We start from the raw sequence: 13,303 nt of genomic DNA on the forward strand, positions 1-13,303 counted from the left end.
GGAAAGATTCCCCGATACAGGAATAATTCCCCCACAGATTAAGGAAGGGTTCCTCCACTGGCGGATGAAAAATGGACAATGAGGAGAATGAAGGGACTATGGAAAAGAAATTAAGAGTCGGCGTATTAGGTGCAACGGGTATGGTTGGCCAGCGGTTTATTTCCCTGCTGGAGAACCACCCATGGTATGAGGTGGTGACAGTGGCCGCCAGCCCGCGTTCCGCAGGCAGGACCTATGAGGATGCGGTGGGAGACCGCTGGAAGATGGCCACCCCCATGCCGGAGGCTGTGAGGCAGCTGGTTGTCATGAATGTGAACGAGGTGGAGAAGGTTGCGGCAGGCGTGGACTTCGTGTTCAGCGCAGTGGATATGACCAAAGATGAAATCAAGGCCATCGAAGAGGCATATGCAAAGACCGAGACCCCGGTTGTTTCCAACAACAGCGCCCACCGCTGGACCCCGGATGTCCCCATGGTGGTGCCGGAAATCAACCCGGAACATTTTGACGTGATTCCGTTCCAGAAAAAGCGCCTTGGCACAAAGAGCGGATTCATTGCGGTGAAGCCCAACTGCTCCATCCAGAGCTATGCACCGGCCCTGACCGCGTGGAAGGAATTTGAACCATATGAGGTGGTTGCAACTACATACCAGGCCATCTCCGGCGCAGGCAAGACCTTTAAGGACTGGCCTGAGATGGAGGGCAATATCATTCCCTACATCGGCGGGGAGGAAGAGAAGAGCGAACAGGAGCCGCTGCGCCTGTGGGGCAAGGTGGAGGACGGCGTGATTGTAAAGGCTGAAAGCCCTGTCATCACCTGCCAGTGCATCCGTGTTCCTGTGCTGAACGGACATACGGCGGCGGCATTTGTCAAGTTCAGGAAGAAAGTGACAAAGGAACAGCTGATTGAGAAGCTGGTAAGCTTTAAGGGACTTCCCCAGGAACTTGGACTTCCCAGCGCCCCAAAGCAGTTCATCCAGTATCTGAATGAGGATAACCGTCCCCAGGTAACGGCGGACGTGGATTTTGAGAATGGAATGGGTATCTCCATTGGCCGTTTAAGGGAAGACAAGGTATATGACTACAAGTTCGTGGGCCTGTCCCACAACACGGTCCGCGGGGCGGCCGGAGGCGCTGTGCTCTGTGCGGAACTGCTGACTGCAAAGGGCTATATCCAGGCAAAATAATTACCAGGAGGAGGAACATATGGCAATCGCAAAGGAACTATTCGGGACAATGCCGGACGGCACTGAGGTTTACAGGTACACGCTGGTAAATAAGAACAAGGTATCGGCTTCCTTCATTACCCTTGGAGGCGTGTGGGTGTCCATGATGGTGCCGGACAGGGATGGAAGACTGGGGGATGTGGTACTGGGATATGATGATTTGGACAGCTACAGGAAGAACCCGCCCCATTTCGGCGCGCCGGTAGGGCGCAATGCCAACCGCATCGGAGGCGCTGTTGTTACCATTGACGGCAAGGATTATCCCCTGGCTGCCAATGACGGACCCAATAACCTGCACAGCGGCCCGGACCTGTATCATGACAGGGTGTGGGCGTGCAATGCCTCTGAGACAGGGAAGGGCAGCAGGCTGGATTTCTATCTGGACAGCCCGGACGGGGACCAGGGGTATCCGGGCAATGCAAAGATTACCGTGAGCTATACCTTGACGGATGACAACAGTCTTGTACTGGATTATCATATGGTGTGCGACGCCGACACGGTGGCCAACTTTACCAACCACAGCTATTTTAACATGGCGGGCCATGACAGCGGGGATGTGCTGGGCCAGGAGGTATGGCTGAATGCCAGCCATTACACGCCTGCGGACCAGGTGTCCATTCCCACCGGGGAGATTGTCCCGGTAGCCGGCACACCCATGGATTTTACGCAGATGAAGCCCATTGGACGGGATATTGGCCAGGATTTCGAGGCCCTGGTGTTCGGAAAAGGTTATGACCACAACTGGGTGCTGGACCACCCGGAAGGCGAGCTGGCCCTGGCTGCAAAGGCCATGGATCCTGCCAGCGGACGCGTGATGGAGTGTTATACGGACCTTCCGGGCATCCAGTTCTATACAGCCAATTTCCTGAATGATGAACTGCCGGGAAAGGGCAATGCCCACTATGATTACCGCCATGCATTCTGTTTCGAGACACAGTACTACCCGGACGCAGTGCATAAGCCGGAATTTCCTTCCCCTATCTTAAAGGCGGGGCAGGAATATAAGACCACTACAATCTATAAATTCCTGACCGTATAAGACAATGGCAGGGGCGCTGATGGATGATCCGGCGCCCCTGTATTTATTACAAATATGTAACTAAAGTATGAATTAATTCCTCCCATCATTGCCACGGACCGGATTTAATGGTATACTATACGAATACGCGCTGTGACGGGCACTGGAAAATCTGCCCATTTTGCGCCGCGTATAGCAGAGAAAGCAAAAGAGGGATTGGATGTCAAAGTCATTATACATAGCGGAAAAACCCAGTGTGGCGCAGCAGTTTGCAGAAGCCCTTAAGATAAAGGGCAGGCGTCAGGATGGGTATATTGAATCGGATACAGCGGTTGTCACATGGTGTGTGGGCCATCTGGTGACCATGAGTTATCCGGAAGCCTATGACACGAAATACAAGCGCTGGAGCTTTCAGACCCTGCCGTTCCTTCCCAAGGAATTCAAGTACGAGGTCATTGGAAATGTTGCAAAGCAGTTTGAAATTGTCAAAGGTCTCTTAAACCGCCCGGATGTGGATACAATCTATGTGTGCACGGACTCGGGGCGCGAGGGGGAATATATATACCGGCTGGTTGCCCAGCTGGCTGATGTGAAGGATAAGAAGCAGAAGCGGGTGTGGATTGATTCCCAGACAGAGGAAGAGATATTAAGGGGAATCCGGGAGGCTAAGGATGAAGCCGAATATGATAACCTGTCGGCCTCGGCCTACTTAAGGGCAAAGGAAGATTACCTGATGGGAATCAATTTTTCCAGGGCCCTTACACTGAAGTACGGTCCGGCCCTTTCCAATTACTTGGGGACCAGGTTCACGGTCCTGTCCGTGGGCCGCGTCATGACCTGCGTGCTGGGCATGGTGGTGCGCAGGGAACGGGAAATCCGCAATTTCGTAAAGACTCCTTTTTACCGTGTCATCGGAAACTTTGAGTCACCGGGAAAGGATGGGGCGCCTGTCCCATTTGACGCGGAGTGGAAGGCAGTGGAAGGTTCCAGGTATTTCGGCACCCCACATCTGTACAAGGATAATGGATTCAAGGACAGGGAGCACGCAGAAGAACTGATTGCCATGTTAAGGGAAGAACCGCCCATGGAAGCAGTGGTGGTTTCCAAGGAGAAGAAGAAGGAGACAAAGAATCCGCCCCTTCTCTACAACCTGGCAGAGCTGCAGAACGATTGTTCCAAGATGTTTAAGATCAGCCCGGATGAGACCCTTAAGGTGGTCCAGGAGCTTTATGAGAAGAAGATGGTCACCTATCCAAGAACTGATGCCAGGGTGCTGTCCACCGCTGTCTCCAAGGAGATATATAAGAACATCGGCGGCCTTAAGAATTACGGCCCCATGGCGGAATTTGCCCAGGAAATCCTGGATGGCGGTTCATTTAAGGGAATAGCCAAAACCAGGTATGTGAATGACAAACAGATTACGGACCATTACGCCATCGTGCCCACGGGACAGGGAGCCGGGTCGGCAAGGAACCTGCCGCCGCTTTCAGAAAAAGTATATCAGGTCATATGCAGAAGGTTCTTAAGCATCTTTTATCCGGCTGCCGTCTACCAGAAGTACAGCCTGGAGCTGGAGCGGATGAAGGAACATTTCTTTGCCAGCTTCAAGGTGCTGGCCGAGCCTGGATACCTGAAGGTGGCGGATGTGAACCTGGCTAAGAAGACCGGCGTGGAGGAAACCTTTGAGGAGGGCCAGTCCGGCAAGGCCGGGGACGATGCCCAGAACCAGGAAAACACCGGGGAGGCGGAGGTACAGTCTCCAAAAGTTGACAGGACAGTATTGCTGCAAATGCTTGCAGATCTGAAAAAAAATGATATACTTACTCTTGTGGATCTGAATATAAAAGAAGGGGAGACATCCCCGCCCAAGCGGTACACCTCTGGTTCCATCATCCTGGCCATGGAGAATGCGGGCCAGCTCATAGAGGATGAGGAACTGCGCGCCCAGATTAAGGGAAGCGGTATCGGGACCAGCGCAACCAGGGCCGAGATACTGAAAAAGCTGTTTAACATCAAGTATCTGAGCCTTAACAAGAAAACCCAGGTCATTACCCCGGCCCTGTTAGGCGAGATGGTGTTCGATGTGGTGGAGAATTCCATCCACCAGCTTCTGAACCCGGATCTGACAGCCAGCTGGGAAAAGGGACTTACCTATGTGTCAGAGGGCTCCATCACTTCAGATGAATACATGGAGAAGCTGGAGCGTTTTGTGGCAGGCAGGACAGTGAATGTAATCCGGATGAATAACCAGTACGATATGCGCAGGTTTTTTGATTCGGCTGCCGCACACTATAAAAGACAGGAATCTAATAAAAAGGAGAACTAATTTATGAAACTGGAACAGATGACAATCAAAGAACTTTTGGACACAAGCCATACAATTGCAGAGAAGCTGTTTGAAGGACAGGTATATCCGTGGGAAGTGCTTCCCAATATCGGGGCATTCATTGAAGAGATAGGGCCAAACCTGCCGGAGACCGAGTATAAGAAGGTGGGCAAGAACATCTGGATTCACAGATCTGCCAAGATTGCCCCTACCATTGCCATGGGCGGACCCATGATTATCTGTGCCAAGGCAGAAGTGCGCCAGAGTGCATTTTTAAGAGGCCGTGTCATCATCGGCGAGGGCGCTGTTATCGGCAACTCCTGTGAGATTAAGAACTCCATCATCTTTGACGGCGCACAGGTGCCTCATTTCAACTATATCGGGGACACCATCATGGGCTACAAGGCGCATATGGGCGCCGGCGCAGTTACCTCCAATGTCAAGTCTGACAAGTCCTTAGTCAAGGTCCATGCCGAGGATGGGGATGTGACCACGGGCTTTAAGAAATTCGGCGCAATCCTGGGTGACCATGTGGAGGTTGGCTGCAACAGCGTGCTGAATCCGGGAACCATCATCGGAAGGAATTCCAATGTATATCCCCTGTCCAGCGTAAGGGGCTGTGTGCCTGCTGATTCCATCTACAAGAACCAGGAGAACATCGTAATCAAAGAAGCCAGGGAGACAGAGGAAGCAGCTGAGCCCGCTGCCGAGCCGGGAAAAGGCGGACTGAAGGTCGTTAAGTAATAGGCCGTGTTTGAAAATGCATTCCTGCCCTTGTGCATATTAACCGAATTTGCCCTATCTATTTTGGCAGAATTTAATATTGCAATGTCAAAGACAGTCTGATAAACTTAATTACGTCTTAAGACAATCAATTGAATAACAGTGAATGAGGCTGTTACTGGTAATGCAGGCAAGACCAAATCATATGGACACATATAGTGTCTGTTATGTTTGGTCTTTTTTTTGTGCACTTTTTATGAGTTTATCTGAGAACCGCGAGAGGAGAGATTGGTATGGATTACAGGAAAACAGGGCTGGAGGTCCTGGAGGCAGTTGGAGGAAAGGATAATGTGGCAATGCTGACCCATTGCGCAACCAGGCTCAGGTTTGGGTTCAGGGACAAAGGGAAGGTGGACCGGGAACGGGTGGAGAAAATCCCCGGGGTTATCAGCGTGGTTGACAAAGGGGGACAGTTCCAGGTTGTGATTGGCAATGAGGTACAGACAGCTTACAGGGCCATCAAGGAAATTACCGGCGAAGGACAGGGTGGCGGTTCCCAGCCGGACGGTTCCCATGCAGGCGGATCCGCGGAAAAAGAGAAGTGGCTCACAAGGATTATCAGCATCATTTCCACTACCTTTACACCTGTGATACCTGCGCTGGTGGGCGGAGGTATGATCAAGGCGGTGCTGGCAGTGCTCACCCTTATGAACCTGGTGAACACGGACGGAAGTACCTACCAGATGCTGAACATGATTTCAGACGGCGCATTTTACTTCATGCCAGTGCTTTTAGCTTACGGCGCCGCAATTAAGTTTGAGTGCAGTCCTATCCTGGCCATGACGCTGGCCTGCACCCTGCTGCATCCCACCTGGAGCGGCATGCTGTCAGCCGGGGCGCCCATTACGTTTTTTGGGATACCGGTCATCCTATCGGATTATTCCTACAGCGTGCTTCCCATCATCTTTACGGTTTGGATCATGTCCCATGTGGAGCGGTTCGCGGAAAAGGTATCCCCTTCCATGATAAAGTTTTTCACCAAGCCGTTGATTACATTATTTGTGACAGCGCCCATTGCATTCCTGTTGGTAGGCCCCATCGGGGTATTCCTGAATGATGTCATTGCGGCCGGGGCTGAGTTCATCAACGGGAAGGCCAGCTGGCTGATTCCCGCGCTTATGGGCGCGCTGCAGCCCGTGCTGGTGGTATCCGGCACAGCCTGGGCCATGACACCCATTGCCACCATGCAGCTTACCAAGACCGGGTCTGAGATGATTAACGGACCTGGCATGCTGGCCTCCAATGTGGCCCAGGGCGGGGCAACCCTGGCGGTGGCCTTAAAGACAAAGAACCAGGAATTAAAACAGCTGGCAACCTCCACAGGCATCACTGCTGTCCTGGGTATCACGGAGCCGTCCCTGTACGGCGTCACACTGAAGTTAAAACGCCCCTTGATTGCATCCATGATTGGCGGCGGCATTGCGGGAATCTATGCGGGTCTGTCTGGACTGGTGCGGTATGCCTTCGTATCCCCCGGCCTGGCAGCGCTTCCCGCCTTCATCGGCGAGAATCCCATGAATATTGTCCATGCGGTCATTACCTGCGTCATTGCCTTTGCGGCGGCCTTTGCAGCGGCCTGGTTGATGGGATTTGAGGAGCCGGAAGGGAATGGTAAGGAAGGAAAGCCCGGGGAAGGGGAAGGTAAGGAAGATAAGTCCATGGAAGGGAATGGTAAGGAAGGAAAAGGCGGCACAGAGGAAAGCCTGTCCGTAAAGGCCGTAGCCGGACAGAAGGCATTTTCCATCCAATCCCCTGTAAGCGGCCGTGCGGTTCCCCTTTCAGAGGTCAGGGACGCCGTGTTCTCCAGCGGTGTCCTTGGAAAGGGCATGGCGGTCATACCGACAGGAGATACCATCGTATCGCCGGTGAAAGGACGGATAACCGCTTTCTTTGAGACAAAGCACGCCATCGGCATCACATGCGAAAACGGCGTGGAGGTGCTGATCCATATCGGCATTGATACGGTGAATCTCCAGGGAAAACATTTTACCGCCCTTGCTAGTGTGGATGACCTGGTGGAGCCAGGGACCCCCCTGGTGAAGATTGAGCGCCAGGCAATCCTGGATTTGGGATATGATCTGGTCACGCCCGTCCTTGTGGTGAACAATGGCAGCCTGTCCGAGGTGCTTACGACACAGCCGCGGGACGTGGAAGCAGGGATGGAACTGATGAAACTCTGCTGATGAAAGACATGCCAGGGAAACGGTATGGGAAGAAGGCTCTGGCAGGAACCAATGGGCCGGAGCCGCTTTCCCGGAGCTGTCCGGGCGCAGGTTTTGGCAGACGCATGAATTTGGATGCAGGAAAGGAAGCAGGAGATTAGATGATTTATCAGAGAATAAAAGAGTTTCCAGAGGATTTTTTGTGGGGCGCCTCCACCTCAGCCTATCAGGTGGAGGGGGCATGGGACGAGGATGGGAAATCGCCATCCATCATCGATATGTGTGAACATCCGTCCGGAACAGCGGATTTTAAAGTGGCAAGCGATCACTACCACCGCTGGGAGGAGGACATTGCGCTCATGGGGGAGATGGGACTTAAGGCATACCGCTTTTCCGTGGCATGGACCAGGATACTGCCTGAAGGCACGGGGACGGTGAACCGGAAAGGCATTGCCTTTTATGACCATGTGATTGAAGCGTGCATAAAGCACGGGATTGAACCTGTCATTACCATGTACCACTTCGACCTGCCTTATGTGCTGGAGGAAAAGGGCGGCTGGAGCAGCCGGGATACCATTGAGGCATTTGTCCAATATGCAAAGGTTCTGTATACCCACTTTGGTTCCAGGGTAAAATACTGGCTTACCATCAATGAGCAGAACACCATGATCCTCCATCCGGGAGCCATCGGGGTTCCTAAGGGAAAGGGGCTTCCTGACAAAAAAACACTGTATCAGCAGAACCACCACATGCTTCTGGCCCAGGCCCGGGCCATGAAGCTGCTGCATCAGATGTGTCCCGGCGCCAAAATCGGCCCGGCTTTAAATATAACGGCCATGTATCCTTTCACGTGCAGCCCCGGGGACTCCATTGCAGCCCATAACTGGGAATCCATCCGGTGTTGGAATTTCCTGGACGCTGCCGTGTACGGGAGATACAACAGCCTGGCGTTTTGCTACCTGGAGGATAGGGGAATCGCGCCTTCCATCATGGACGGGGACATGGAAATCCTGTCCGGCGCCAGACCGGATTTCATTGCAATGAACTATTACTCCACAGCCACCATCGGAGCCAGCAGGGGAGATGGTTCTGATGTGGCGCCAAGGGCAGGGGACCAGCAGATCATGCTGGGGGAGCAGGGCGTGTACCGCCCGGAGGAAAACCCCTATGTGGGAAAAACAGAATACGGCTGGGTGGTGGATCCTGAAGGACTGCGCCTTACCCTGCGCAAGGTATATGAGCGATATCATCTGCCGGTGCTCATAACGGAAAACGGCATCGGCGCTCCGGATGTGCTGGAGGAGGATAAATCCATCCACGACTCTTACCGCATTGAATATCTGGCCGCCCACATAAACCAGTTGAGACTGGCAGTGACGGACGGCGTGGAGGTCATGGGATACTGTCCATGGTCTGCCATTGACCTGGTAAGCACCCATCAGGGCTATGGAAAGCGGTATGGATTCATCTATGTTGACAGGGGTGAGTTTGATTTAAGGGAAATGAAACGATATAAAAAAGACAGTTTTTACTGGTACAGGGACGTGATTGCCACAAATGGGGCTTGTGTGAAATAAAAATATCCGTTACAATCATATCTGCAAAGGGGGTGGGATTGTGAAGGTCCTGAAAATACTGAATAATAATTTCATATTGGTTGAAAATGCAAAAGGCCAGGAGGAAATCGTCATGGGACGCGGCCTGCGTTTCAAGACCCAGGTTGGAGGCAGATTGGAAGAAAAGGATGTGGAGCGCCGCTTTGTGTCCGGTCAGGGAGGAATCCTTAAGGATTACAGCCGGATGATAGAAGAGATTCCCCAGGAAACCCTGGAGGCCGTACAGGAGGCAGTGGACGCTGCGGGGAGCAGCCTTTCCTGTCCCCTGGACAGCCAGGCGTTCTTTACCCTTCTGGACCACCTTATCTATGCCATGGAGCGCTGTCAGAAAGGCATCGTTCTCCAGAACCGCCTTCTCTGGGAGGTGAAGAAATTCTATCCCAGGGAATACAGGGCCGGAAAAGATGCGGTGGACTATCTGAACCAGCGTCTGGGGCTTAAGCTTCCGGAAGAGGAAGCGGGCAACATTGCCTTCCATCTTGTCAATGCCCAGACAGAAGGCATGACCATGGAACGCACCATGTCATCGGTGAAAATGGTAAAGGACATCCTGACCGTGGTCCAGTTCCACATGAAAAAGGAACTGGATACGGAAAGTCTGTACTTCTCACGGTTTGTGACCCATCTGCAGTTTTTTGTCCAAAGGCTTTTAGAAGGCCGTATGCTGGAGGAGACGGATTCCTTCCTCTATGAGCAGATCAGCCGCCAGTACCCCAATGAACTGGAGGCCGCCATGAAAATCAGCGGATATGTGGAAAAGTCCACGAAGACCCTTATTACCCGGGAGGAAATCCTGTATCTGACCATCCATATCACGAGGGTGTTCCGGTGAAACAGCTGTATTCCGGTGAAGCAGCTGTATTCCAGTGAAACTGTATTCCGGTGAAACAACTGTATTCCAGTGAAACAATTAAGGCAGAGGATGAGCAACCTATGTTGCATCCCTCTGCCTTTTGGCATTATATCTTTTATTTCATTTTTTCTATTGTAATTCCTTAAAATTTCTTAAACCTACTTGGTTCCGAAAATCCGATCCCCGGCATCGCCCAGTCCGGGACAGATATAAGCGTTCTCGTTCAGGCAGCGGTCCAGATGGCCCACATAAACCTGAATATCAGGATGTGCCTTATGGAGACGTTCAAGTCCTTCAGGGGCAGCGATGATTGCCATGAATTTAATCTTTTTGCCGCCGTGCTCCTTGATGAAATCCACTGCAGCCACACCGGAACCGCCGGTTGCCAGCATGGGGTCTGTCACAATGATGGTGCGCTCCTCAATAGGGTTGGGAAGCTTGCAATAATACTCGTGAGGTTCATGTGTCACCTCGTCGCGGTACAGACCGATATGGCCTACCTTGGCGCTGGGAACCAGTGCAAGGATACCGTTCACCATGCCAAGTCCTGCACGGAGTATGGGTACCACGGCCAGCTTACGTCCGGAAATCATAGGCGTCATACACGTCTCAATGGGGGTTTCAACCTCCACATCCTCCAGGGGAAGGTCGCGCAGGGCCTCATAACCCATGAGCATGGCAATCTCCTCAATGAGGGCGCGGAACTCGTTGGTTCCTGTAGCTTTGTTGCGCAGTATGGAAATCTTGTGCTGAATCAACGGGTGGTCAAAAATCATTACGTTATCCATAGTTGTAGCTGCTCCTTTATCTATTAGAATTAATGATAATTATATATCAAATATCTTATGATATCAACCAGAATGTTTTACCACGGTTATTTGGTTGACGGGTCAAATGCAACTATGACATAATCTCCCAGGGCATGGGGGACCGGCATGGAGAAGTAGATGGTTCCCTGCTTCTCATAGCTGAAGGACTCCGGCCACTGGGTGTCAGATGACAGGGGGAAATCCGCGCCGTCAAACACCGTTGTCAGTGTGTCGATATCCAAGGAACTTCTGTATTCCAGTACCGCGGCTTCCACATCGGCGGAGATACCGTTGAACTTCACATCGTCGCTAAGCACATATCCTGCCATGGTATAGGCATCGGTAAAATCATCAAACCCAAGATCCTGGACCTGCAGGAGGTTCACCGTGTTGGCATAGAACAGGCTGACCGGATAGGAGCCGCCATCCCTTGAAACACTGCCTGTATAGGTGGCGGTGACACGCTTGCGGTCAACGGATATGATCTTGCATTTGACGGAAAGGGTGTCCTTTGCCTCATCAATATCATTGGCCTTGATGACGGAAAGGGCATTGGATTTTAACAGTGCGTTGATTTTATCCTGATTCTGAGTATCATCCATGGTCAGGATGGGGTACTGGATTGAAACCTTGCCTGAGGTGTAGGTCCCTATATCCGCTGTCACGCTGGAAGCGGCATCCGTGTGCTCAGAAGTGGGGGCTGTCTCTGCCTCCGTGGTGGTGGGCGGCAGGGTTTCCCTGGGCGGTTCAGTGGCCGCCTCCGTGTGTATGGTTGTAAGGTCTGCCTTCTCCGGTGTCCGGCTTAAGATCAGGCCGATGGCGACCCCTCCGATTACCACGGCAGCACTGATTGCGCCGATTAATATTTTCTTGTTTGTATCCATCATGATTCCTCCTTTGTATTCCGATGCTAAATAATTATACATGATATTCATGGACGGGGTTTGAAGAAAAACTTACAAATTATTGAAGTACGGAGCCGGTGTCTAAAATCCTGGAAGAAACGTGGACATTAAAGAACTGGACAATAGGCCCCAGGCCAAATGCTGCCAGAAGGGTGCCAAGGCCGATGATACCTCCGGACAGCCAGCATATAAGGGCGCAGAAGGTATCCGTACTGATCCTGTACCAGAAATATGGCACATGAGGTTTCTTACCGCACCATATCAGGGAAATGCTGTCATAAGGCGCCACACCCACATTGGGATACTGGTACAGGGAAACCCCGAAGCTGGTTATGATGACCCCGGTTAAAACAGTGATGACACGTTGGATCATCTGTTCCGGAGTGCCGATGAAGGTAAGCCATATATCATAAAAGAAGGTTGCTATGTACCCCAACAGGAAGGCATTGATAAGCGTACCGGCGCCGATCAGTTTCCTGCCTGCGGCGATTTCATACAGGAACAGGACTGCATTGACCATCACAAGGAAAAGGGCGTATGTGATGCCTGTCCTGTCAGAAAGCGCCATGACCATGCCGCTGAACGGGTCATTGCCCAGGCCGGATAATTTGAATATGCTGATTCCCATTCCGAGAAAAACATTGCCTATTGTCATGACCGCAAAACGGCGCATTCCTATTTTCTTAAAATAGCCTGTTAACATGATCCGTAACCCTTCCATGCTCCTGCATAAGTGGAAATTATAAATTAGAATATCTTCCACATTATATTATATGGCAACTATAAAAGCAAGAGAGGATATGGAAAATCATGTAATAATAGCAGATAAGGCTTGACTCGAACATGTGTTCGTGATATTATGTATGTATAAAGAACATATGTTCTTCGTGGGCGTTTCAGGGATGTGATGACAGGAGCATATGTCATTTAAATATATGTCAATTTGAGAGAAGCTGTGGATAAGGAATGGAGTAAGGAGGTACCCGATGAAAATCACAAAGAACAATCTCAATGAAGTCATGTTTGAAAATCAGGATGCTAGACTGCTCATCGAGGACGTGGTGACCCATACAGGTGCAAGTCTTTATTACTATCATGATATGGAGATAACGGTTCAGAGGGCGCTGGATATCTGGTACAAGGCCATGGGCGCTGAGGAGGAGGAGGACAGGCCTGTCCCGCTCTTTGATTTTCCCAATAGGCTGCGCCTGGAGCCGCTTTTTGCATAATATATAGTATCATGGCAGAAAACTGATTATCATGGAGGAAGACAGATGGGAAACTACACGGGAGGGACTGCCGGATGCCCCGGGGCGGGCGGGGACATCAGCTTTGACAATTTATATCATTTTATCCGTGCCTCGCTGGTGGCGCTGCAGCCCACGGACGGATTCGGCGAAGCTGATTTCGTGTGTCCGGTGTGCGGCAGCCGGGCGCATATCAGAAGGATGAAGGGGGAGATTTACAATAAGGGAGAGATAGAGTGTCCGTGCGGATATTCCTTTCATTTTTAAGTGCCATATTGTATGTCCTGACCTGACGTGGTAAGATTAGGATACCAGGGAATGAATTTTTAAACAGGCCCCAGGTCATGTGTGAGGAAAAGCG

At 51.6% G+C, this 13,303-nt stretch carries 13 protein-coding genes; 10 read left to right on the top strand and 3 right to left on the bottom strand.

Going from position 1 to position 13,303, the window contains the following annotated elements; translation table 11 throughout:
- Positions 1–98: 98 nt before the first annotated feature.
- The 8 genes from asd (at position 99) to licT (ending at position 9,960) form a co-directional block, all read left to right on the top strand.
- Entirely contained in the window at positions 99–1,184 is a 1,086-nt protein-coding gene (asd, locus tag LK536_RS29715; protein WP_120056113.1) for an aspartate-semialdehyde dehydrogenase, read from the top strand.
- A gap of 19 nt (positions 1,185–1,203) precedes the next feature.
- Positions 1,204–2,262, top strand: coding sequence for an aldose epimerase family protein (locus tag LK536_RS29720; RefSeq protein ID WP_227794781.1), 1,059 nt, complete (start codon positions 1,204–1,206; stop codon positions 2,260–2,262).
- Between the two features lie 199 nt (positions 2,263–2,461).
- A complete protein-coding gene (locus LK536_RS29725) occupies positions 2,462–4,567 on the top strand; it encodes a DNA topoisomerase (protein WP_227794782.1) in 2,106 nt (701 codons plus the stop codon).
- A 3-nt stretch (positions 4,568–4,570) separates the two neighbouring features.
- Positions 4,571–5,311 carry an LbetaH domain-containing protein gene (locus LK536_RS29730; protein ID WP_008716159.1) on the top strand — a complete coding sequence of 247 codons (741 nt, stop codon included), beginning with the start codon at positions 4,571–4,573 and terminating at the stop codon, positions 5,309–5,311.
- A 272-nt stretch (positions 5,312–5,583) separates the two neighbouring features.
- On the top strand, positions 5,584–7,533 hold the full coding sequence (locus tag LK536_RS29735; RefSeq protein WP_227794783.1) for a beta-glucoside-specific PTS transporter subunit IIABC: 1,950 nt from the start codon (positions 5,584–5,586) through the stop codon (positions 7,531–7,533).
- Positions 7,533–7,673 (top strand): hypothetical protein, encoded by a 141-nt coding sequence (locus LK536_RS29740; protein ID WP_155858526.1) that lies wholly within the window; start codon positions 7,533–7,535, stop codon positions 7,671–7,673. The genes LK536_RS29735 and LK536_RS29740 overlap by 1 nt, the downstream gene beginning before the upstream one ends.
- Positions 7,674–9,089, top strand: coding sequence for a glycoside hydrolase family 1 protein (locus LK536_RS29745; protein WP_227794784.1), 1,416 nt, complete (start codon positions 7,674–7,676; stop codon positions 9,087–9,089).
- Between the two features lie 40 nt (positions 9,090–9,129).
- Positions 9,130–9,960, top strand: coding sequence for a BglG family transcription antiterminator LicT (gene licT / locus LK536_RS29750; protein WP_008716153.1), 831 nt, complete (start codon positions 9,130–9,132; stop codon positions 9,958–9,960).
- A gap of 179 nt (positions 9,961–10,139) precedes the next feature.
- Here licT and upp read toward each other — a convergent pair whose 3' ends face one another.
- From upp to LK536_RS29765, 3 genes are all read right to left on the bottom strand, one after another.
- Positions 10,140–10,769 (bottom strand): uracil phosphoribosyltransferase, encoded by a 630-nt coding sequence (gene upp / locus LK536_RS29755; RefSeq protein ID WP_008716151.1) that lies wholly within the window; start codon positions 10,767–10,769, stop codon positions 10,140–10,142.
- Positions 10,770–10,855: 86 nt separating this feature from the next.
- Positions 10,856–11,677 carry a hypothetical protein gene (locus LK536_RS29760; RefSeq protein ID WP_227794785.1) on the bottom strand — a complete coding sequence of 274 codons (822 nt, stop codon included), beginning with the start codon at positions 11,675–11,677 and terminating at the stop codon, positions 10,856–10,858.
- Positions 11,678–11,753: 76 nt separating this feature from the next.
- A complete protein-coding gene (locus tag LK536_RS29765; RefSeq protein WP_008716146.1) occupies positions 11,754–12,398 on the bottom strand; it encodes a YczE/YyaS/YitT family protein in 645 nt (214 codons plus the stop codon).
- Between the two features lie 283 nt (positions 12,399–12,681).
- Between LK536_RS29765 and LK536_RS29770 the strand changes: the two genes are divergently transcribed.
- Both LK536_RS29770 and LK536_RS29775 read left to right on the top strand, forming a co-directional pair.
- Positions 12,682–12,924, top strand: coding sequence for a hypothetical protein (locus LK536_RS29770; protein WP_040379356.1), 243 nt, complete (start codon positions 12,682–12,684; stop codon positions 12,922–12,924).
- 45 nt (positions 12,925–12,969) lie between these two features.
- Positions 12,970–13,209, top strand: a complete 240-nt coding sequence (locus LK536_RS29775; protein WP_227794786.1) for a Lar family restriction alleviation protein — start codon at positions 12,970–12,972, stop codon at positions 13,207–13,209.
- Positions 13,210–13,303 lie beyond the last annotated feature (94 nt).

The sequence above is a fragment of the Clostridium pacaense genome (assembly GCF_020709765.2).
Lineage (GTDB): Bacteria > Bacillota > Clostridia > Lachnospirales > Lachnospiraceae > Enterocloster > Enterocloster hominis.